21 protein-coding genes and 1 pseudogene are annotated in these 20,601 nt (G+C 57.7%); 8 read left to right on the top strand and 14 right to left on the bottom strand.

What is annotated here, in order from left to right; genetic code table 11:
• Window positions 1-38: 38 nt before the first annotated feature.
• The 3 genes and pseudogenes from PL597_RS18340 to PL597_RS18335 form a co-directional block, all read right to left on the bottom strand.
• On the bottom strand, window positions 39-818 hold the full coding sequence (locus PL597_RS18340) for an IS3 family transposase (protein ID WP_442866800.1): 780 nt from the start codon (window positions 816-818) through the stop codon (window positions 39-41).
• Window positions 815-1,161: pseudogene (locus PL597_RS26350) on the bottom strand (transposase); the annotation flags it as partial. The gene PL597_RS18340 and the pseudogene PL597_RS26350, both read right to left, overlap by 4 nt.
• A gap of 42 nt (window positions 1,162-1,203) precedes the next feature.
• On the bottom strand, window positions 1,204-2,229 hold the full coding sequence (locus PL597_RS18335; RefSeq protein WP_271365904.1) for a LacI family DNA-binding transcriptional regulator: 1,026 nt from the start codon (window positions 2,227-2,229) through the stop codon (window positions 1,204-1,206).
• A 175-nt stretch (window positions 2,230-2,404) separates the two neighbouring features.
• On the opposite strand from PL597_RS18335, the gene PL597_RS18330 reads away from it, so the two are divergent.
• From PL597_RS18330 to PL597_RS18305, 6 genes are all read left to right on the top strand, one after another.
• Entirely contained in the window at window positions 2,405-3,358 is a 954-nt protein-coding gene (locus PL597_RS18330) for a sugar ABC transporter substrate-binding protein (RefSeq protein WP_271365902.1), read from the top strand.
• Between the two features lie 126 nt (window positions 3,359-3,484).
• A complete protein-coding gene (locus tag PL597_RS18325) occupies window positions 3,485-4,606 on the top strand; it encodes an ABC transporter permease (protein WP_077984632.1) in 1,122 nt (373 codons plus the stop codon).
• Window positions 4,606-5,394, top strand: coding sequence for an ATP-binding cassette domain-containing protein (locus PL597_RS18320; RefSeq protein ID WP_044460120.1), 789 nt, complete (start codon window positions 4,606-4,608; stop codon window positions 5,392-5,394). The genes PL597_RS18325 and PL597_RS18320 overlap by 1 nt, the downstream gene beginning before the upstream one ends.
• A gap of 84 nt (window positions 5,395-5,478) precedes the next feature.
• Window positions 5,479-6,273: a TIM barrel protein gene (locus tag PL597_RS18315; RefSeq protein ID WP_191218420.1), complete on the top strand. Its 795-nt coding sequence runs from the start codon at window positions 5,479-5,481 to the stop codon at window positions 6,271-6,273.
• A 23-nt stretch (window positions 6,274-6,296) separates the two neighbouring features.
• Window positions 6,297-7,316, top strand: coding sequence for a Gfo/Idh/MocA family oxidoreductase (locus tag PL597_RS18310; protein ID WP_271365898.1), 1,020 nt, complete (start codon window positions 6,297-6,299; stop codon window positions 7,314-7,316).
• A gap of 97 nt (window positions 7,317-7,413) precedes the next feature.
• Entirely contained in the window at window positions 7,414-7,698 is a 285-nt protein-coding gene (locus PL597_RS18305; RefSeq protein WP_142914335.1) for a MurR/RpiR family transcriptional regulator, read from the top strand.
• Between the two features lie 281 nt (window positions 7,699-7,979).
• Here the strand turns inward: PL597_RS18305 and PL597_RS18300 are convergent, their stop codons facing one another.
• From PL597_RS18300 to PL597_RS18270, 7 genes are all read right to left on the bottom strand, one after another.
• A complete protein-coding gene (locus PL597_RS18300; protein WP_271365897.1) occupies window positions 7,980-8,732 on the bottom strand; it encodes an IS6 family transposase in 753 nt (250 codons plus the stop codon).
• An 85-nt stretch (window positions 8,733-8,817) separates the two neighbouring features.
• Window positions 8,818-10,074, bottom strand: coding sequence for an NAD(P)/FAD-dependent oxidoreductase (locus PL597_RS18295; protein ID WP_173991307.1), 1,257 nt, complete (start codon window positions 10,072-10,074; stop codon window positions 8,818-8,820).
• A 19-nt stretch (window positions 10,075-10,093) separates the two neighbouring features.
• A complete protein-coding gene (locus PL597_RS18290) occupies window positions 10,094-10,888 on the bottom strand; it encodes an amino acid ABC transporter ATP-binding protein (RefSeq protein ID WP_271365896.1) in 795 nt (264 codons plus the stop codon).
• The gene (locus tag PL597_RS18285; RefSeq protein ID WP_077984671.1) at window positions 10,885-11,541 is read right to left on the bottom strand and encodes an amino acid ABC transporter permease; all 657 of its coding nucleotides are present in this window, start codon (window positions 11,539-11,541) and stop codon (window positions 10,885-10,887) included. The genes PL597_RS18290 and PL597_RS18285 overlap by 4 nt, the downstream gene beginning before the upstream one ends.
• A complete protein-coding gene (locus tag PL597_RS18280; protein ID WP_271365895.1) occupies window positions 11,541-12,254 on the bottom strand; it encodes an aspartate/glutamate racemase family protein in 714 nt (237 codons plus the stop codon). The genes PL597_RS18285 and PL597_RS18280 overlap by 1 nt, the downstream gene beginning before the upstream one ends.
• A gap of 10 nt (window positions 12,255-12,264) precedes the next feature.
• On the bottom strand, window positions 12,265-13,098 hold the full coding sequence (locus PL597_RS18275; RefSeq protein WP_077984833.1) for a transporter substrate-binding domain-containing protein: 834 nt from the start codon (window positions 13,096-13,098) through the stop codon (window positions 12,265-12,267).
• Between the two features lie 29 nt (window positions 13,099-13,127).
• Complete coding sequence (locus PL597_RS18270) at window positions 13,128-13,592, bottom strand: Lrp/AsnC family transcriptional regulator (RefSeq protein WP_077984673.1); 465 nt, start codon at window positions 13,590-13,592, stop codon at window positions 13,128-13,130.
• A gap of 111 nt (window positions 13,593-13,703) precedes the next feature.
• On the opposite strand from PL597_RS18270, the gene PL597_RS18265 reads away from it, so the two are divergent.
• Complete coding sequence (locus PL597_RS18265; RefSeq protein ID WP_271365892.1) at window positions 13,704-14,633, top strand: LysR substrate-binding domain-containing protein; 930 nt, start codon at window positions 13,704-13,706, stop codon at window positions 14,631-14,633.
• Here the strand turns inward: PL597_RS18265 and PL597_RS18260 are convergent.
• Window positions 14,624-16,375, bottom strand: coding sequence for a thiamine pyrophosphate-binding protein (locus PL597_RS18260; RefSeq protein ID WP_271365890.1), 1,752 nt, complete (start codon window positions 16,373-16,375; stop codon window positions 14,624-14,626). The two genes, PL597_RS18265 and PL597_RS18260, sit on opposite strands and share 10 nt — an antisense overlap.
• An 819-nt stretch (window positions 16,376-17,194) precedes the next feature.
• Entirely contained in the window at window positions 17,195-18,610 is a 1,416-nt protein-coding gene (locus PL597_RS18255) for an MATE family efflux transporter (protein WP_271365888.1), read from the bottom strand.
• Between the two features lie 164 nt (window positions 18,611-18,774).
• Here PL597_RS18255 and PL597_RS18250 point away from each other — a divergent pair, with 164 nt between their 5' ends.
• Complete coding sequence (locus tag PL597_RS18250) at window positions 18,775-19,245, top strand: MarR family winged helix-turn-helix transcriptional regulator (RefSeq protein WP_269827141.1); 471 nt, start codon at window positions 18,775-18,777, stop codon at window positions 19,243-19,245.
• Window positions 19,246-19,302: 57 nt separating this feature from the next.
• Here PL597_RS18250 and PL597_RS18245 read toward each other — a convergent pair whose 3' ends face one another.
• Both PL597_RS18245 and ftsZ read right to left on the bottom strand, forming a co-directional pair.
• Window positions 19,303-19,491, bottom strand: coding sequence for a hypothetical protein (locus PL597_RS18245; protein ID WP_269827142.1), 189 nt, complete (start codon window positions 19,489-19,491; stop codon window positions 19,303-19,305).
• Between the two features lie 63 nt (window positions 19,492-19,554).
• Window positions 19,555-20,562, bottom strand: coding sequence for a cell division protein FtsZ (gene ftsZ, locus PL597_RS18240; protein ID WP_271365886.1), 1,008 nt, complete (start codon window positions 20,560-20,562; stop codon window positions 19,555-19,557).
• Window positions 20,563-20,601: the final 39 nt, after the last annotated feature.

The following is a 20,601-nucleotide window of genomic DNA, read 5'->3' as shown; positions in this document are numbered from 1 at the left end:
ATCGCTGTCCGCGAATTAGCGGAAATGCTGTCCCGGATTTAGTGAAATCGCTGTCCGGGATTTAATGGAATCCCTGTCCGCGAATTACCGAAACCCGCAAACTCGGCGGGCGTCAGCCAGCCGAGGCCGGAATGCGGTCGATGATCGTTTGTAATCGCTGCGCCAGTTTGAAAGCCCTGATCGAGCATGGGGCAGTGACGAGAGAGCGTTTCATTCAGAAACTCGTCTCGCAGCCGCCCGTTGAAGCTTTCGATGAAGGCGTTCCGGATCGGCTTGCCAGGCGCGATGTAGTGCCATTCCACTTTGGTCCGATCCGTCCATTGCAGGATTGCGTTGCTGGTGAACTCGCTGCCATTATTGCTGACGATCATCTTCGGCTTGCCTCGTCCCTCGATGATCCGGTCCAACTCACGGGCAACCCGCAGGCCGGAAAGAGACGTATCGGCGACGAGGCCCAGGCATTCCCTAGTGCAATCGTCGACGACGGTCAGCACCCGGAACCTGCGACCATCGGTGAGTTGATCCGACACGAAGTCCAGTGACCAGCGATCATTGGCGGCAAGCGGGACCAGCATCGGTGCTCGTGTGCCTATCGCTCGTTTCCGACCGCCGCGCTTGCGCACCGTCAGCTTCTCTTCCCGATGGAGCCGGAGGAGACGCTTGTGGTTCACAAGGTGACCCTCACGCCTGAGCAGCACATGAAGGCGTCGATATCCAAAGCGGCGACGTTCATGCGCCAGCGCCTTCATCCGCTCGCGAAGGTCATGGTCATCGCTGCGCCTGGTTTCGCAACGGATCGTCATCCGGCAAAAGCCGATGGTTTTACACGCCCGCCGTTCGCTCATCTGGTGGTGGATCATCAGATGAGTGACAGCGTTCCGCCTTGCTGCGGGCGTCACCATTCTTTCCCAAAAGGTCTTTCAAAGCCGCATTGCCGAGCATCGCATCTGCAAGGAGCCGTTTCAGCTTCGTGTTCTCGTCTTCCAGCGTCTTCAGACGCTTGGCTTCGGATACGTCCATGCCGCCGAATTTGGCCTTCCATTTATAGATGCTGGCATCGCTGACGCCGTGCTTGCGGCAAAGCTCCGAGACCCGCGTGCCAGCCTCGTGCTCCTTCAGAATGCCGATGATCTGTTCGTCTGTGAAACGATTGCGCTTCATTCCCTGGTCCTCTCAATGGGCCAGAGCTTACTTCAAAATGGATTATTTCAACGGGGCAAGGTCAGCCGACCTTAATGTAGAGTTTCGAACGACGAGCTCTCCCCGGAGAGTGACCGTCTTCAAATCCGAGTGCCCCTTGACCATACTCAGAATTGCATCAATCATTTCGTCGCGCGGTTGCTCATAGGTGGTAATGCCATATCCGAACGAACCGGATAGCTCGTAGTTGTCGAAGCCCACTATCGCAATGTCTTCAGGCACTTGAAGGTGGAATCGCGCCCTGATTTCATCCATGGCGCCCATCGCCAGAATGTCGTTTTCGCACATCAGGACATCGATGCGATCGTCAGGAGACGCCTCACTCAAGTACTTCCTCACCGAGGCGGCGCCAGCGTTTAGGCTGTATTTTTCCGCGCTCATGTGGACAATGTCCTGGATACCTTTTTCCGCCCAAAACTCCGTGAAATAGTGGCTTCTTTTTAAAGCTGTAGACAAAGCCGTAGCACCACTCATGAAGCCTGGGCGCTTATATCCCCCCGCATGAAGGTGGTCTACGATTTCCTTGAGGGCCAGTTCCGCGTCGCAGACAACAGCGGGAACGCCGTCGATCTGACTGTCGCGTGCAAGCACGAACATAGGCGGCATGCCTTGCCCCTGCTGCAGGTCTGTCAGAGTTTCGTCACGAAACGCTGTACCAAAGAGAATGATGGCATCGACCTGACGCTGGTCCGCGTGGAGAAGGGCGTTTACATGGTCAAAGTGACTGTTGATATTGATCAGCATCACCACCAGGCCGGCCGCCTGGAGCTTCTCGGTGAGCGCCTCAAGGAAGGGGAGTTTTTGCGGGTTGGAAAAGTCATCCACGAAGACAGCGATCTGTCCCGTCGAGTTGGTTGCAAGGCTTCGTGCAAGGAGGTTCGGCGTATAGTTCAAAGCTGCAGCAGTTTCCAGTACCTTCCGCTTGCTTTCGTCAGTAATAGAGGCACCCGGTGTGAAAGCGCGTATTACGGTCCACTTCGAGACTCCCGCCGCATCCGCTACCTGTTTTGCCGTTGCTCTCTTCCGCATGAACTCTCCGGGAATGGAACATAAATTCCATTTTTTTGATCCAGTGAAATGAATGCTTGCTTTTAACGCATTCTGACATAACATGCACCTGCTTGCACCCGGTAGCAAACAAATTTGCACCCGGTAGCATTCGAATTTGTCATCCAGAGGAGTGGGTGACATTGAGGAGGAAAAAATGAAATCCATTTGGAAGAATGTCGCTTCTGCGGCTATTGCTGTGTCACTGGCTGCAGCGGGGTCGATAGGCGTCAGAGCCGATGAACAGCCCAGCATCATTGCTGTCACTCATGGGCAAGCGTCCGACCCCTTCTGGTCGATCGTGAAAAACGGTATGATGCAGGCCGGCAAGGACATCAATGCCAAGGTTGACTATCGTGCACCGGAGACCTTCGACATGGTCGCGATGGCTCAGCTCATTGAAGCCGCAGTCAATCAGAACCCGGCGGGTATTGTAATTTCCAATCCCGATCCGGATGCGCTGGGCCCGGCGATTGCCAAGGCTATTGCGGCCGGTATCCCCGTCATTTCCATGAACTCCGGCATTGCCGCAACGGAAAAGCTGGGCATCAGGCTCCATGTTGGCCAGGACGAACTTACCGCAGGCGTGAAGGTCGGTGAAAAACTGAAGTCGCTCGGCAAGAAGCACGTCCTTTGCGTAAACCAGGAGGTCGGAAATGCCGCTCTTGACCAGCGTTGCGCGGGGACGGCGAAGGGCTTCGAAGGTGGAAAGGTTACGGTCCTGCCGACGACAGCCGACCCGGCGGAAATTGAATCAAAGATTCAGGCTGCTTTAACCTCAGATCCTTCCGTCGATGTCGTACTTGGCCTGTCGGCACCCCTCGTTGGTGAGCGGGCGGTCGCTGTTGTCGAGAAGATGGGCAATGGTGACAAGGTCAAGGTCGCTTCTTTCGATCTTTCGGCGAATTTCCTGAAGGCTGTTTCGGAAGGCAAGGCACTGTTTGCCGTGGACCAGCAACCCTATCTCCAGGGATATCTGCCAGTCACATTCCTCGCGCTGAATGCAAGATATGGCACGATTCCTGCTGGAAACGTTGCCTCGGGTCCGAGCTTCGTCGAGAAGGGTGCGGCAGCCTCGGTGATTGAGAAATCCTCCCAGGGTATCCGCTGAGCGGAACCCCTCTAGCAGCTCTCGCACCTCCAGCGGGAGCTGCCCTCATCGCCTGGCATCCGATCCGCGTGACGCGTGAACGGCAACCGATGGCGCACGTACAAAACTTACATCTGAGGTATGCCCATGACGCTGGCCAACGAACAGAACGGGTCACCGACTCGATCCGACGAGCGCCTGAAAAAGGTTTCGACTTTGACCGCGCTCGCGCGACGTCCGGAACTCGGCGCCGTCGCAGGATTGGTGCTCGTTACGATATTCTTCATGCTCACCGCAAACCCAGCCATGTTCACACTTGCCGGTATTGTAAACTTCATGGCGCCAGCAGCCCAGCTCGGAATTCTTGCGGTTGGTGCGGCACTTCTAATGATCGGCGGCGAGTTCGATCTGTCCATCGGCTCGATGGTCGCATTCGCGGGGCTGGTTTTCGGCACGGCCCTTGTCGTCCTTAATCTCCCGCTCAGTGTCGCGATCCTGATCGCGCTTGCTTTTGCCGTGGTCATAGGTGTCACCAATGCCCAGCTCACCATGCGCACCGGGCTTCCATCGTTCATAGTGACGCTTGCGTTTCTCTTCATTCTTCGCGGCTTAACGCTCGTCGGCCTGAAGTGGGCGAGCGGCGGTTCAACCCAGCTTCGCGGGATGAGAGAGGCTGTTGCGGACAGTCCCCTTGCGCCGCTCTTTTCAGGCGACGCCTTCCCGGGTCTCTTCACATGGCTTGGCAATGCAGGAATTATCGAGACCTTCCCGAACGGAACGCCGAAAGTCCCGGGTATTCCGGTGGAAATCCTCTGGTTTGTGCTCATTGCACTCGTCGCGACATGGGTTCTGCTTCGCACACGATTTGGAAACTGGATTTTTGCATCGGGCGGTGACCCGAAGGCTGCCCGCAAGTCGGGTGTTCCTGTCGCCCGTGTAAAGACCACCCTATTTATCGTAACCGCGATGTGCGCCACTCTTGTCGCCATTCTAACTGTCCTCGACGCCGGTTCGACTGATGCCCGACGCGGCTTTCAGAAAGAATTCGAAGCAATTATCGCGGCCGTTATCGGCGGATGCCTTCTCACCGGCGGCTACGGTTCGGCGATCGGCGCATTTTTCGGTTCGATCGTCTTTGGTATGGTTTTGATCGGCCTCACCTACACGTCAATCGACCAGGATTGGTACCTCGTCTTCCTCGGCGGGATGCTGCTGACTGCAGTTATTTTCAACAACATCATTCGTAAGCGTGTGACGGGAGAACGCTGATGAGCACGACCCAGACACCACTCGTCGAGGTCAAGAACCTCGTCAAGCACTTCGGCTCGATTATCGCACTTAACGGCGTTTCGCTGAGTGTCCACGCAGGAGAGGTTCTGTGCCTTCTCGGAGATAACGGAGCCGGCAAATCAACCCTGATCAATACTCTTTCTGGCGTTCACAGGCCGACATCCGGCGACTTCCTCGTCGAGGGGAAACAACATCTCTTTACCGGTCCAAGAGATGCGCTCGATGCGGGGATCGCGACCGTCTACCAGGATCTGGCGATGATCCCGCTGATGTCTGTCACAAGAAACTTCTTCATGGGTCGCGAGCCGTTAAAGGGCTTCGGTCCGTTCAAATACATGGACATGGAATTCGCGGATCGCGTTACCAGCGAAGAAATGAAGAGAATCGGCATCGATGTTCGTGAACCCGGACAGGCCGTCGGCACGCTCTCCGGTGGCGAACGTCAATGCGTGGCGATCGCACGCGCCGTGTATTTCGGGGCAAAAGTCCTCATTCTTGACGAACCGACATCTGCACTCGGTGTTGCGCAAACCTCGATGGTCCTGAAGTACATCGATCAGGTTCGTAGCAAAGGTCTGGGCGTCATTTTCATTACCCATAACGTCAGACACGCTTTTGCCGTCGGCAACCGTTTCACAGCTCTGAACAGGGGAAAGACGCTGGGGACATTTGCCAAGCATGAAATCGACCTCGATGGCCTGCAGAATCTGATGGCCGGCGGCAAGGAACTACAGTCGATCTCCGCGGAGCTGGGCGGCACCATCTGAAGACACTTGGAAACATCAATTTTGGCTCGGCGCATTCGCCGGGCCTCGGGACAGCCATATCCAAAATCCAGGAAACCACCCCAAATGAGCAATGCGAATATTAGCCCGTTTCCGTTAGCGGCTTGCGCGGAGATGCTGTGGCGGGACAAGCCGATCGAATGGCGCGCCTCCCGATTGAAGGAGCAGGGATTTGGCGTCGGCCTCTGGAATTGGCCAGAGCACGACATCAGCAAGCTCGAAGCCACCGGTGCAACCTTCACAATTATGAACGGTTACCTGACAGGCCGCCTCACCGATGATGAGGGCGCAGCCGAACTTTTGAGAACCGCACGCGAAACGGCTCAGATTGGCAAACGTCTTGGCGTTCAGCGCCTCAATCTTCACGGCACAGGCCTCGGGGATCGTGGACTGCCGGTTCAGCCTGTCGAGGTCGTCACGGGAACCATGTGGCTGAAGGCTCAGGAGACGCTATGCCGTATCGTTGACCTCGCGGAAGAAGAAAATGTGGTTTTCACACTGGAGAACCTGAACCTTCCCGTCGATCACCCCGGCGTGCCGTTCGGGCGCGCCGAAGACACGTTGGCGCTCGTGTCCAGCATCGATCACCCGCGTCTGCGTTTGAACCTTGACCTCTACCACGCGCAGATCGGTGAGGGGAACCTGATCGAACTTTGCCGCAGGAGCCTGTCGTGGATCGGTGAGATTCAGGTGGCTGACGTACCCGGCCGATTTGAGCCGGGCACCGGCGAGGTGAATTGGAAGGGGATCGCAAAAGCCCTGAGCGATATGGGCTACTCCGGCCCGATCGGGATGGAAGCTTGGGCATCCGGAGATGCCGACGCCGCGCTCGCTGCCTTCCGCGAAGCCTTCACTCTCTGATTTCAAAAACAGGACTAAAAATCATGACCAAGGTCAAAACAGTCAACGTCGGACTTATCGGGGCAGGGCGCATCGGTTCATTCCATGGGGAGAGTGTCGCAAGAAGGCTCGTAGACGCGGAGCTTGTGGCCGTCGCTGATCCCGCTCCCGGGGCCGCCGCAAAACTTGCAGACGCGCTGGGCGCCGACGCTTCTTATACCGACGTCGCAGACATGCTTTCTCACCCCGGTCTGGATGCGGTCATCATTGCCACACCTGCACGCTTTCACACCAATATCCTTGTGCAGGCGGCGGAGGCCGGTAAAACGATCTTCTGCGAAAAACCGATGGCACTCACGCTTGAAGATGCGGATCGCGGCATTGCAGCCGCCAAGGCCGCGGGTGTTCCCCTGCAGGTCGGTTTTAATCGCCGTTGGGACCAGGCATTTTTTGAAGGCCGCGCAACGATCGACGCTGGAAAGATCGGTGCGGTTCAACTCATCCGGTCGCTGACACGCGATCCGGGTCCGTTCGGCGGTGATCCTGACAGGATTCCGGCGTGGACGATCTTCTATGAAACCCTTATACACGACTTCGACACATTGCTTTGGTTGAACCCCGGCGCAAAGCCTGTCGAAGTGTTTGCAATGGCAGATGCATTGGTTCGCCCGGATGCACGCGACAAGGGCTTCCTAGACACGGCGGTCGTCAATATCCGCTTTGACAACGGGTCTATTGCGGTTGCGGAAGCAAACTTCTCTGCAATGTACGGCTACGATATTCGCGGCGAAGTATTCGGCTCCGGCGGAATGGTCACGATGGGCGACGTACGACGTTCGAGCATGACGCTGTTCGACGCGACTGGCGTATCCAACGACACATGGCGGCGCGACACGGACCACTTCGTCCAAGCCTACACGGCGCAGCTTGCTTCTTTCGTTGAGGCGGCTCGTCGCGGTGTCGTTCAGAACGCACCAACTGGAACTGATGCTCGCAACGCTCTGGCGATCGCCCTTGCTGCCATTGAATCCGTGTCGAGAAAACAGCCGGTTCCTGTGAGTTGAAGGCCTAGCTGACAGGGGCGCTGTCGGCCTCTGTCAGCACATATATGCTGGAAAAGTTCGTGACCAGAAGCCTGTTGGTGAGGCTAGGAGGATCATCATGGAAGCGAAAGCAGAAGTTCAGAAGCCAAAAACAGTTCTTGATCTGGAAAGCATGCTTGCGGTCCAAGGTGTGACGCTATCTTTCCGTCAAGAGCGAGTAGCACGATTTGCGGTCGCCTATCCGGAAATCGTCGCCTTCGGTACAGCAAATTCCCTTGCTGTTCGTTGTTCAGTCACCCAGTCGACGGTGGTTCGGCTGGCAATCTCTCTTGGGTTTGAGAGTTATCGCGAATTCAGGCGCGTTTTTCGGCAGCACGTGAAAGTCAACGCAACCTACCGTTAGGTTATTGATTTTTGATTCTCGTCGCGCCTACCGTCAGAGAAAGCTGCTATTGCCAGATTTGTTGGCCCGTGTCTCGCCGCTCGGATAGGAGCATGTGTGGACGGCTCCTGCGGCACAGTGGTGATTCATGCGATATCTTTCGGTCGATTGCAATCATGTGTCCGGCCTACTCGTGCGACCGCACGGGTCGCTGGCCATGATGAAGTCCGCAGACAAGGTCCCAAACGGGCTTGTCGCAATCATTTCTGCACGTCGCAATTACCCTCTGACCGCCGCTGCTTTCACGCTTTGTTAAGCTTTTGAAGTCCGAAGAGGCGCGCAAGGAGATCATTCGGGTCGTTTACGGTCCAGCCGCCTGAAAAACCGAAGCCCTTCCTCAGCCACAGCATCGCCTCGAAACCCGCGATCGTTCGCCGCGCCGTGTTGAATGACTGGAAGCCACCAATCTTCGGCATGTTCTTCTTCACCCGGAAATGGTCGCTCTCGATGCCTTGCTGCAGGTGTTTGGTGACGTAGTGCACGGGATCCGGATGCAGAAGCCCATCGTCAACCGACGTTTTAATCGCCGATGGAAACGTATTGGCGCCATCCGTGCCGATCCTGCCGGGCGACAATAACGGATCATCTTTCAGCATTTTGCGGAAGAAACGCTTGGCGGCATCGAGGTCGCGCTTGGCTGTCAGCAGGAAATCAACGGGATTTCCTGCTTTGTCGATGGCGCGATACAGGTATCGCCATTTGCCGCGGACCTTCACATAAGTCTCGTCGATCCGCACCGATCCACAATGTGGTCGGCGAAACCGGCGAAGCCGCTTCTCGATAATGGGCGCATAAACCAGAACCCACCGATTGATCGTGCTGTGATCGACCTCGAAGCCACGCTCACGGAACATCTCGTCCAGATCCCGATAACTGAGCGGGTATCGCAAATACCACGTAACCGCCTGCACGATCCCCCACGCCTCGAAATGCCTTCCCTTGAAATCGTCCTTTGATTGGCGCTCTAGCTTTTCGGCAATGGCATTCAGAATCATTGGCTTGCTCCGCAACTTTTGGAGCGCGAATTTCTCTTCCGATGGTCAACTTTCCGTCAAGCTAGAAAATTTGCGACAAGCCCAATTATTGCCTGAAACGGTTCGGCAGAAACGGAAGCGCCTCGCCGCTGATGCGATTTTCGAGCGCGTCGAGCACGAGATCTGCCGTCTTGGGGGCGGCCGCAATGCCGACATGCCCGTGGCCGAATGCGGCGACAAGACCAGGGTGCCGCGACAGCGGGCCGATCACCGGCAGGCCATCCGGTGTGGAGGGACGATGCCCCATCCAGAGCCGAAGCCTGAGTGTCTTGTCCGTGGACAGATAGGGGTAGCTCGCCAGGGCATGCCGTTGCAGCACCTGCGCGCGCTCCCAATTCGGAGGTTTATCGACTGATGCGAGCTCGACCTGGCCCGAAAGGCGCAGACCCATGTCTGTCGGTGTGTTGGCCATCCGGCCGGTGCTCGGCATCACGGGGATCTCGAAAGGCGTTTGCCCCGATGTCACGGTCACATGGTAACCCCGTTCGCTCTGCATCGGAATGCGCACGCCGAGCGGGCGCAGCAGATGGCCGGAATGTATGCCCGCAGCCACGACGATGCGGTCGGCAGATAACGTTTCGCCGCCCTCGAGAACGGCCTGCGGTGTCGCGCCGTCGAGGATGGCGGTCACGGCGGATTGGTGGAATTGGACGCCCCTGCGCCGCGCGGCGTCCACAATGCCGGCCACATAGCGCCCGGTGTCTCGGCAATGGGCGCCGTTGACCACATGGATGGCGAACCGGTAGGCAGGGCCGAGTGCCGGCAGCCTTTCGCGGATTTCGGCCTCATTCCATTCCGCATAGGCAACGCCATTCTCGCGACGCAGCTCCCAGCTCAGTGCTTCCGCCTCGAAGGAGGCTCGGTCGGGATAGGCGTAGAGCAGCCCTTTTTGAAGAATGAGCTGCTCCTGTCCGGTCTTCCGCGCGAGCTCCAGATGCCGTTCGGGTCCATCGTGCAGCAGGAAGTTCAGTAATTTCGCCGTCCGGCGCACGCGTGCCTTGCTCGCACCTGCCCACAAAAAACGGAGGAGCCACGGCGCCAGCTGCGGCAGAGACGCCCAATCGATCGTCAGCGGCCCGTTTCGGTCGAGGAGGAAGCCGGGGACTTTCCGCCACAGGCCAGGCATGCTCATCGGGATGATCGATGCCGGGCTGATCCAGCCGCCATTGCCATAGCTTGCGCCGGCCTCGCTGCCTGGCGCATTGCCATCGCAAAGGACTACATCCCAGCCCGCTTCCGCTAATCTTAATGCTGTGGTGGCACCGATGATGCCCGCGCCGACCACGATTACCTTGCCTGTCATTGCCGTTTTCGTCCTGCTCTCAGGAAAGTCCGCCATGGAAATGGCTGAGGAATTCCCGCGTTTTCGTCTCGCGGGGTTCGTTGATGACCTGGCGCGCATCGCCCGACTCGATGACGAAGCCGTCCTGCATGAAGATGACGGTGTCGGCGACATCGCGGGCAAAAGCCATCTCATGGGTGACGAGGATCATCGTCATACCCTGCTCGGCGAGCTGGCGGATGACCGCCAGAACCTCACCCACCAGTGCCGGATCGAGTGCCGAGGTGGCCTCATCGAACAGCATGACCTCCGGTTTCATGGCCAGTGCCCGGGCAATCGCCACGCGCTGCTTCTGTCCACCGGAAAGCTGCTCCGGGCGTGTATCGGCTTTCTCGACCAGCCCGACTTTGGAGAGCAGCTCCATCGCGAGTGTCCGCGCAGAATTGCTGTCCTGTTTCAACACGCTCACCGGCCCGATCATCACATTGTCGATGACGCTCATGTGCGGGAACAGATTGAAGTTTTGAAACACCATTCCCGTATTGGCGCGGAAGGTTGCCAGATCCCGGTCGCGCATGGCGACGTGGCCCGAGGAAAAGTCCATTCGCCTTCCGCCGATGGTGATGCAGCCCGCATCGGGCAATGACAGCAGATTGAGGCTGCGCAACAGGGTGGATTTTCCCGAACCGCTCGGCCCGATCATCGCCACGACATGACCGCGTGGCACGGAAAGATTGATATCTTTCAGGACCTCCAGCGGTCCGAAGGACTTCTTCAAGCCCACGACCTCGATCATCGGTTCCGTGCCGGCCATCGTCTGGATCTCGTTATTCATGTCCTGCGGCCCTCCAGCCAATGCGCCAGGCGTGTCATGGGAAACAGGACGGCCAGATAGATGGCTGCAATCAGGGTGTATGTTTCGAGTGGCCGGTAGGTGGCGGATGTCACCAGTTGACCTTGATAGAGCAGGTCGGGCACCGCGAGCACGGAGAGAAGCGAGGTGTTCTTGAGCTGCAGGACTGACTGGTTCACCAGCGGCGGCACCATGCGGCGCAAGGCCTGCGGCAGGATGATCTTGGCCATCAACTGGCCTCGCCGCATGCCGATCGCGCGGCCCGCATCCCATTGTCCCGTATCGATCGAGACGATGCCGCCCCGGATGATCTCGGCATAAAACGCGGCGCCGTACATGGTCAGCGTGATGAAGGCCGCCATCGCTGGCGAAATCTGGATACCGACCAGCATGGGCAGGGCATAATAACACCAGACCAGTTGCACGAGGACAGGTGTACAGCGGAACAGTTCCACGATCGTCATGATCGGAACGGTAACGACTTTCATCCCAGAGAGCCGGGCAAGAGCGAAGACCGTGCCGACGACGATGCCGGAGATGATGGTCAGAACAGTAAAGCCGACCGTATAACCCAAGCCTTGAAGAAACAGGCCGCGGTACTGCCAAAGGCCGGAGAAGTCCCATTGATACTGCATCACAGCGCGCTTTGTTCGGCCCCGCGGAATATCCGGGGAGAGGTTGATGTAAAAAGCCACTCGCCAAGCGTCAGGATGTCGAAGACCGGAAGGCCGAGGGCTGCCGAGATCGCCTGTGCAAAGGGCGGCATGTTGGTGCATTCCAGCACGATCGCGCCGACCGAGGGATGCTCGGCGATGAGCTTTCGGGCAACATCGATCACTTCGGCCTCCAGCGCCGCATGATCATATGCCGCGGAGCCCTCGATGAGCGCATGAAAAGCGCCGCCGGAGGGCACGCCGCGCACGGGCACCGATGGATCGGCCCCACAGGCTTCGAACACGTCATCACCCAGGCTGGCGGCATCATAGGTTATCACGCCGGGACGCAGCCCGGCGCCAAGCGTCATTTCCACCATGGGCAGCTGCATCAGGCTGGAGGCGGCGACCGGCACGCCGAGCGCCTCGGCCAATTTCCGCTGATGTCGCGCCATGAAGCCGCAAGACGTGATGATTGCGCTGCAGCCCTCCGAGATCAGCTCTCGTCCGGCGGCGATGAAATCTTCAACGAGACCCTCGCCGCCTGCACGGACGACGAGGGAAACGGACGCACCGCGCACTTTGCGAAACTTGACCGGAAAACGCCATGACCCGGCATGGCCGACATCACCAGGTGGACGGTCGAACGTCGTATCCAGCATGATGATGCCCAAGGCAGCTGAGGAAGCGGACATTGGGTTCCTGTCAGAACGTCAGATTTGCAGGCAACGCAGCCTTGTCGACCCCGACGAGTGCGAGGCTTTCGACAATCCAGTTCGAGATCTTGCCCTGCTCGCGGCGCTCCGCAAGCCAGGTATCGACATAATCGCGGAACTCGCCATTCGGATCGCGGCGCACACCAATCGTGGTCGGCTGGCTTGCATGGGGTTCAGGAATGATAAGCTTGACATTCGGCGCAAGGTTCTTCGTCGTCACGACAGCAAGCAGGGCGACCTGAATGATGGCGTCGGCGCGGCCCGATTGAAGCGCCAGAATGGTCTCATCCGCAGATTTGAGCGCGACCAGTGTGCAGTTCGGCAGGTTCTTGCGGGCGAAATTGTCCTGCGTCGAGCCGAGGTCGACGGCTACCCGCATCTCCGGCCTGTTCATCTCCTCCCACTTCGTCACTTCCAGGTCCTTGCGGGCAACGAGGGTGAAAGTATTGTCCATCAACGCCTTGGTGAAGTCGACAACCTTGGCGCGCTCCGGATTGTTGCTAAGCCCGAACATGATGTCGATCTTGTTGCTTTGCAGATCGATCACGGAATTGCCCCAGGTCGTCTCGACCAACTCCAGTTTGACGCCGATATGTTGCGCCAGATCACGGCCCATTGCGACGCAGAAACCTTCCCACTCTCCGGTCGCCAGGTTCTTGTGATAATAAGGCTCGGTGCCTGCAAACACGCCGATCCGCAACGTACCGCGGGCTCGGATCGCTTCGAGCGTTGCGCCTTCGGTTGCTGCGAGAAGTGCGGAAGATGGGAGGAGTGCTGCAGCCCCTGCAAGCAGCATTACTCTTCCGAAGTCACGTCTGTTCATGGCCATATCCCCAGTTGATTATTCGTTCCCTATTGCGCCTTGCGGGCGATCAATGCGTTGTCGCGATTGATTTTATTGGAAAGCACGACCGAATAGGTCACGCTCTCGATTTCCTCGATCCGGGCAAGCTCTTCGATCAGGGCTTCCAGATCTTCCAAAAAATTGACGTTCACACGGCAGAGGATGTTTGCCGGGCCGCTGATCGCATCGGCTGTCAAGATCTCCGGGTAGCCGCGCAATACCACGAATAACCTTTGCGTGGCGCGCATGGCGGTGGTGATGAAGATATAGGCTGAAACGCTCTGATCGATCTCGCGGCGACCAACGATCGCACGATAGCCGAGAATGACGCCGCGGCGTTCCAGCCGCTCGAGGCGCTCCTGGACACTCGATCGTGCGAGGCCGACACGTCGGGCCAATTCACTGGCAGGCACGCGTGCGTTTTCCTCCAGGATGCTGAGCAGATTGCGGTCAATGCTGTCGCCGTAGTCCATGTCGTTCCCACTTTCTTTTGTGGAAAGACTGCGTTCAAACTTTCCCAAAGAAAAGCATTGAAAAATGGGTTCTTCATGACTTTTATTCATGATCCCAACAGGAGCTTCGTCATGCGCCGTTTTCTGCCATCCTTGAGTGCCCTGCATGCATTCGATGCATCCGTGCGTCACTTGAGTTTTACCAAGGCGGCCGAGGACATGGGGATCACCCAAAGCGGCATCAGCCGGCAAATAAAAAACCTTGAAGATTTTCTGGGTCTTACCCTGTTCGAGCGCGCCGGGCCTAAACTGATCCTGACGGAGGAGGGCACGCGGTATTATGATGAGATTTCGCGCCTTCTCGATAAGCTGGAAGATGTCTCCATCGATGCCGTCCGCGGTCGAAAAGCACAGAGCATGCTGAAGATCGGCTTTCCGCCGACACTGATGCGGCGTTGGGGCGCGTCGATGCTGACCGCGTTTGCAGCCGCGCATCCCCAGACATGGTTCGAGGTTTATCCCTGCCGTCACGATCTCGATTTTGCGACATCCGAGCTGGATCTGGCGTTTCTGCGCGGCACCGGAAATTGGAGCGGAGCGCGCAGCCAGCTGCTCTTCGACGAGGAATTGGTTGTAGTTGGCGCGCCGAAGCTGATGCCGCTGCAAGGTCTCCCGAACGACGAGGCGCTGCTGGAATATCCGCTGATCCAGAATTCCAGCCGCCCGAGCCTGTGGCTGCATTGGCTGCGGGGTGCAGGCGTGCACTACAAGAGCCGCATTTATGGCCCGCGCCTGCCGAACTTCGATATGATCCTCGAATGCGCCATCAACGGTATGGGACTGGCAATCGTTCCCGAATTCCATGTGCGCACCGAACTGGCCGCGGGGATTTTGAACCCCGCTCTAAGCAGGCTTCAGACATCGGGCGAGGGCATTTATCTCTGTTTCCCGCAGGCGCGGATGAACTCGGCCAATGTGCGGATCTTCCGCGACTGGTTTGCTACCGAATTCGCGCGCCGGCGGCAATTCCTACCTCTGACGCATCCCTTAAGTCAAAAATAGGACTTTTCTATGGGCTTCGGTTCAAGCGGATCTTCTCCCCGCTTCAGTAGCCAGGAATAGACCGGCGGCACTCGGTCGGCGATGGATTCGACGTGAACGTCAATGAAGCACGGTCCGTCGTCATGGGTAAAGGCGGCTGCGAGTGCGGCATCGAGTTCCGAACCTGTCTTGGCTGTCCATGCCTTGAGGCCATAGGCTTCCGCGATTGCCTGACCGCGTGGCGCCAGAAAGTCCACGCCAAAGCACTGATTGTGACCTTTGAGCCGGTGGAGGCCCTTGATCCAGCCGAATGTGCCGTTGTTGAAGAGGATAAGGATTGCCGGTACCTGCAAGCGCACCAGCGTTTCCAATTCGCCGACCGTCATGCCGAACGATCCGTCGCCAAAGAGACCGATCGGCCTCTTGGATGGATCGGCCCGCCAGGCTCCGACCGTGGCGGGAAGTGCCGAACCGAGTCCACCGAAGGCGCGCGGAATGGCAAAACGCGTTTCACGATCATTGATTTTAAGGAAGCGCGTCATGTAGGGCGTCGGCGTGCCGGCGTCGGAGTAGATCAAAGCCGGCTTGCAGGAGTCATGGAGCGCCTCATTGAAGGCACGTACGGCCCTCTCCGGCCGCAAGGGAACCCGCTCGTCGGAAAGCGCTTCCTCGGCGTGCTCCCAGAAAACCTTTCGACGATCATTGAGGCTGCCGATCCACGCTTCGTGTCGGGCGGGTTCTATTGCAGCGTCCAGCGTCAGGAGTTCTTCCAGAACCAACAGGGCATCGCCCTGGATGGACAGCAGATTCTCATAGTTGTTCGCCATGATTTCCGGGGAGATATCGATCTGCGCCAGACGGCGATTGAGGGTGATCCGCGGGAAGGTCCAGCCAATGGTGACGACCGAGCCGATGCGCGAGCCAACGAAGAGCGTGAAATCCGAATGCTCCAGCGCCCAGTTCGCATGGGGATGAAAGCCGTTGTCGCCGATGACGCCGATGGCGAGGCGGTGGTCGTCGTCAATGGCGCCTTGGCCGGTCATTGTCGTGCACATGGGCACGTTGTATTTTTCGGCAAGCTGCGTGATCCGGTCGCCGGCACGCGCGCGGTTTACCCCGCCGCCTGCCACGATCAGCGGCCTCTCGGCCCTGGCCAGAAGTTTGAGCAGGTCCTCCAGCTTCGAGCGCGGCGGCAGTGTCGGGTAAGCGGGGAAGGTGCGGCATTCCTCTTCGACATGAAGGGAGATCCGCCCCGGGTCCACTTCGGCAAGCAGCATGTCCTCCGGAATTTGCAGATGCACGGCGCCGGGTTTGCCGGAGCATGCGACACGAAAAGCCCGGCGGATGATTTCCGGCAGTTTTTCCGGCGATTTCACCTGAACGGACAGTTTCGTCACCGGCTCGAAGAGCTTAGCGCAGTCGAGTTCCGTCAGAACGCCGCGGCCTTCGCCGGGAAGCGGGATGTCGATGGTGAGAAGGATTACTGGCACGGACGAGCCGTTCGATTCGGCGACCGGGGGCAGCGAATACATCGCGCCCGCGCCTGAGGGGCACTCGAAAACCCCCGGTCTATTGGTGAACCGCCCATAGGCGTCAGCCATGTAGCCGGCTGAACGCTCATCGCGGGCCATGACATGACGAATCTTGTCTTCACGCAACTGAAGGGCCTCGTAGAGAGGAACGTTGGTGTCCCCCGGGACGCCGAAAATCGTGTCGACCCCGTAACCGATGAGCATTTCCACCAAAATATCCGCTCCACGCATTTCGTTCTCTCCTGTCTGTGCTGCAGGAGGATAGGACCGTCGGGAGCCGGCGGGGACCGGCGATGTGTCGGGTCTGTGAAGCGTGAACCGTCAGATTGCCGGTCTCGGCCGCTGCACGGCCTGTCGCCCACGGAAATACTCAGACGAAATTCACTATGTAGGCCGCTACTCGCTTTGCGCCTGGTGCAAAGAATTCCGGTCGCTGCCGAGGCGGCTGCCGAACTCTCACCGCGAGGCAAAGCGCTATTGCCAGATTTGTTGGCCCGTGTCTCGCCGCTCGGATAGGAGCACATCAATCTCAACGGACAATATCGTTGGCCAAAGTCTAAGCGTAGGACCTCTTCGAGGCATCTTTGGCATTCACGGCAGCCAAAGCCTGTTCAATCGACGTGTAAATCTCGGTATCGATGCCTTTAGCGCGCCACGAGACGACGCTTAGGACGTCGCCACGCCTGTTTTTTCTGGCAAAGAGAACCGTTCCAGGCGGTAGGTCGCTGTGGTGGATCATTGAGAGCACCTCCGTTCGAACGTATGGCCAGAATTCGTTGGGTATCCCCATTGCCAAAAGCGCCTGCAACTCGTTCCAGAACAGTTTCGAGCTAATCGTGCGATCGTCTTTCTGAACTACAACTACATAACTGCTTGCCTGTCGCAGGCGGAGCAGTACAGGCAAGCTTGTTGACTGGGGTGACACGTGTTGTCGACAGTTCATCAGCGGTGAAATTCCGTCTATCTTGATATGATTTTCGAAGCCAGCGGTGAGAACCAACCGGTTGACGCCTTTGCGATGGCGATCTTCTGGTTGGGCACTCGACGTCTCTACCGGGCAGTTTGAACGTCCTGTTGCCTGCCAAGATGGAAAATGCGGCGCGGCAGCACGGCGACGGCCGTTAATCCACCGTATGCGATGGCCGCCACCGCCACGATCTGGAAAAGGGAATTGAGACTCGCCTCAAACCAGATCACCGAAGCCCACCCGACGAAAGCAGCCAGGATCATCCTGACTGTTCCGGCAAGAACCGGAAGAAGAACACGCTTCAGTCCCTGGCTTGCAAAATAAAGTGCCAGTCCCAATCCAACCGCACCATAGGCCGGTGCGACGATTTGCAGATACTGCGAGCCTAGCTGCTGCACATCCGGATCTGCCGTGAACAATCTCATCCAAATCATGGGGAACAGAGTGGCGAGAATGCCGATTGTCTGCGTGATGCCAAATGCAATACCTGCGCCAACACAGGCGACCCGGCGGGCGCGCTCGATCTGGCCCGCTCCGATATTAATCCCAACCATGGTGACGATAGCGGTTCCAAGACCGAAGATGATGGGAATTTGCAGATAATCAAGCCGCGATGCGATGCCGAACCCCGCAATCGCATCTGCGCCGAAGTGGCCAACGGCTGCCGTTACGAAAGTAACCGTCAGATTGACCTGGATCGTGCCGACAGCGGAAGGCAGGCCGACACCCAGAATGTCCTTGAACAGTCGACCTTGCAGCGGCACAATTTTGAGCTTTAGCGGGCTGCTTGACGAGCGCAGGTAAAGGGCAAGCACCAGTGCCGCGATCAGATAATAAATGAAGACCGCAGCGCCTCCGCCTGCCACGCCGAGCTGCGGGAAGGGCCCCCAGCCGAAAATCAACGGCGGCGACAGGACGAGGAGAAGGAACGCGCCGGAGATGATGACGAGTGCAGGCACGTTCACGTTGCTAGCGCCCCGCAGGGCTGCCGAAAGCAAAGCCGTGATCCAGATCGGAATGGAGCCTGCGAACACAATTCCTGAATAGATGAGGGCGGCCTTCAGGGTTTCTCCCGTCCCTCCCATTGAGCGGTAGAGCAGAGGTCCAAGGAGGATTGCAGCGACTGAGAAAATGGCTCCGAATACTGTGGCCAGAACAATCGAATGCCAGACGAGCCCATCGGCATCAGCGTGGCGGTTGGCACCCAGCGCTCGCGCCACGGCTGAGGAAACTCCGCCTCCAATTCCGCCATTCGACATCATTTGCATCAGCATGAGGACCGGAAAGACGAGGGTCACACCTGCTAAAGCCTCGGTCCCAAGGAAACTGACGAAATAGGTTTCCGCGACCCCAACAAAGGTCTGGACCACGAGAACGACGACCGTGGGCAATGCCAGCCGGAACAGCGCGGGTGTGATTGCTCCATGAAGAATTCCATATGGTGTCTTCTGTGAAATTGTTGAAACGTGAGAATTTTTGCTGTCCGGCATATCGGCCATGGCTGATCCTAAAAAGTTCTCCGAGGCTCTGCTCCGCTCCCAAGGCCGGGGTTCGCAACCGGTTCTCAGAATTTGAAAATAGATTGGTTTCGAAATCTAAATTATATAGAGTTCATTCGCAATCTAAAATATCACTTCCGAGCGTGAGACCGGAGCCCGTGCAGGTGTTCAAAACCCATGTTTCCGATCAAGGATCGATAAAAGCTGAAATGGTGGAAAACCAGCTTGCCGGGGACCTATGCTTTGCCGTGCAGCGGACGAACCGCATCATTTCCCGCCAGGTCAAAGATGCATTGCGTTCGATAGGACTAACCGCAGAGCAGATATTTCTTCTTGCAGCGATTGGCGAGGCAGGTTCCCCTAGAATATCGGAGGTTTCGCTTGCTCTCGGTCTTGACCACTCAACCGTCGTTTCAAATCTCAAGCCTCTGCTGAGGGAGAACTTGGTGACGATGTCCGTGGATGTCGATGATCGCAGGGCGCGAAGACTTTTGCTCACCGACAATGGAAGTGAGCGCCTTGTAATGGCATTTGAAAGTCTTCAGGAACTTGAAGATGCACTGGCGAAAAAGGTTGGCCGGATGCTGAATGCCCTCAGCCTATGTCGGATGCTCAGCGAACCCTCCACCGCGTGAGCCTGGCATTGGCCGTGCGCGCCGACACTGGTGGCTGATTTGCAGGAAATAAAGCCATCACCCTTTATTTTCGCGGCCGTCTTCCCACACAACCTCCTCGCGGGACTGAGCACTTAATCCAGCCACTTCAGTCTCCATCCGGGCCAGCCGTTTTTCCAGTGTGGCGAGGTAGTCTCCCTGCGGATCGTCGATACCCAGGACGGCATCTTCCCACGACCGCCATTTTTCTCGAAAACGCTTCAACATTTCAAATCTCCATGGCCATCAATTTTACAAATCGGCGCGCAGGCCCCACAGTATGAGCGAGTATCACGCCATTCGCTCCGAAAGGTGGATCACCTCTGCCGGTTGCCTCAAACCTGTGGCGACGACTGAAACTCTCAGCCGCCCTTCAAGCGCATCATTGAATGTCGCGCCGACGACGATATTGGCGTCGTCATCGACCTCCTCGCGAACACGTGTTGCCGCTTCGTCGACATCAAAAAGGGTCATGTCCGGTCCGCCGGAGATCGAGACGAGAAGGCCTCTTGCTCCCCTGACGGACGCTTCATCGAACAGCGGATTGGCAATTGCTGCCTCGGCGGCATGTCGGGCGCGGGCGTCTCCCGTTGCCTCGCCCGTACCCATGACCGCTCTGCCCATGTCACGCATGACTGACCTTACATCGGCGAAGTCGAGATTGATCAATCCTTCCTTGACGATCAGATCGATGACGGAACTGACCCCGGCATGCAGCACATGATCTGCCATTTCGAATGCATCCGCGAAGGTCGTCTTCGCATCGGCAACCCGGAACAGATTCTGATTGGGGATGACGATCACCGTGTCTGCGCATTCGCTGAGACGCTCGATTCCCTGCCGCGCTGTTCGCATTCGCTGCGTACCTTCGAATGTGAAGGGCATGGTGACGACGCCGACTGTCAGTATGCCCGCCTTGCGCGCAGCACGGGCGATGACGGGTGCGGCACCTGTTCCCGTTCCGCCCCCCATGCCCGCCGTCACGAAACACATATGCATTCCGTCGAGGTGGTCCATGATCTCATCAATCGACTCTTCGGCTGCCGCCTGTCCAATGTCAGCCAGTGATCCGGCACCAAGTCCTTCCGTGACGGTCAGGCCAAGCTGGACAAGGCGTGGCGCTTTTGACATCGACAAAGCCTGGGCGTCGGTGTTCGCAACGATAAACTCCGCACCCTCGAGATCGTGCATGATCATGTTGTTGACAGCATTGCCGCCGCCACCGCCGACGCCGATGACGGCAATCCTTGGCTTGAGGAGCGTTATGCCGGGTGGTGAAACGACAGTCGTTGGTTGCATAGCGGGAGTGTCCTGGTGGAGACTTTGTTCAAAGGTGAC

This window comes from Agrobacterium sp. ST15.13.013, assembly GCF_027956525.1.
GTDB lineage: Bacteria > Pseudomonadota > Alphaproteobacteria > Rhizobiales > Rhizobiaceae > Agrobacterium > Agrobacterium salinitolerans.
This window is presented reverse-complemented; position numbering and strand designations above follow the sequence as displayed.

Coding starts and splice junctions, on each gene's coding strand:
- PL597_RS18320 (WP_044460120.1), top strand. CDS start 4,606: ATGAGCACGACCCAGACACCACTCGTCGAGGTCAAGAACCTCGTCAAG.
- PL597_RS18325 (WP_077984632.1), top strand. CDS start 3,485: ATGACGCTGGCCAACGAACAGAACGGGTCACCGACTCGATCCGACGAG.
- PL597_RS18310 (WP_271365898.1), top strand. CDS start 6,297: ATGACCAAGGTCAAAACAGTCAACGTCGGACTTATCGGGGCAGGGCGC.
- PL597_RS18335 (WP_271365904.1), bottom strand. CDS start 2,229: ATGCGGAAGAGAGCAACGGCAAAACAGGTAGCGGATGCGGCGGGAGTC.
- PL597_RS18285 (WP_077984671.1), bottom strand. CDS start 11,541: ATGCAGTATCAATGGGACTTCTCCGGCCTTTGGCAGTACCGCGGCCTG.
- PL597_RS18255 (WP_271365888.1), bottom strand. CDS start 18,610: ATGGCCGATATGCCGGACAGCAAAAATTCTCACGTTTCAACAATTTCA.
- PL597_RS18330 (WP_271365902.1), top strand. CDS start 2,405: ATGAAATCCATTTGGAAGAATGTCGCTTCTGCGGCTATTGCTGTGTCA.
- PL597_RS18300 (WP_271365897.1), bottom strand. CDS start 8,732: ATGATTCTGAATGCCATTGCCGAAAAGCTAGAGCGCCAATCAAAGGAC.
- PL597_RS18290 (WP_271365896.1), bottom strand. CDS start 10,888: ATGAATAACGAGATCCAGACGATGGCCGGCACGGAACCGATGATCGAG.
- PL597_RS18305 (WP_142914335.1), top strand. CDS start 7,414: ATGGAAGCGAAAGCAGAAGTTCAGAAGCCAAAAACAGTTCTTGATCTG.
- PL597_RS18260 (WP_271365890.1), bottom strand. CDS start 16,375: ATGCGTGGAGCGGATATTTTGGTGGAAATGCTCATCGGTTACGGGGTC.
- PL597_RS18280 (WP_271365895.1), bottom strand. CDS start 12,254: ATGTCCGCTTCCTCAGCTGCCTTGGGCATCATCATGCTGGATACGACG.
- PL597_RS18315 (WP_191218420.1), top strand. CDS start 5,479: ATGAGCAATGCGAATATTAGCCCGTTTCCGTTAGCGGCTTGCGCGGAG.
- ftsZ (WP_271365886.1), bottom strand. CDS start 20,562: ATGCAACCAACGACTGTCGTTTCACCACCCGGCATAACGCTCCTCAAG.
- PL597_RS18265 (WP_271365892.1), top strand. CDS start 13,704: ATGCGCCGTTTTCTGCCATCCTTGAGTGCCCTGCATGCATTCGATGCA.
- PL597_RS18270 (WP_077984673.1), bottom strand. CDS start 13,592: ATGGACTACGGCGACAGCATTGACCGCAATCTGCTCAGCATCCTGGAG.
- PL597_RS18275 (WP_077984833.1), bottom strand. CDS start 13,098: ATGAACAGACGTGACTTCGGAAGAGTAATGCTGCTTGCAGGGGCTGCA.
- PL597_RS18295 (WP_173991307.1), bottom strand. CDS start 10,074: ATGACAGGCAAGGTAATCGTGGTCGGCGCGGGCATCATCGGTGCCACC.
- PL597_RS18245 (WP_269827142.1), bottom strand. CDS start 19,491: ATGTTGAAGCGTTTTCGAGAAAAATGGCGGTCGTGGGAAGATGCCGTC.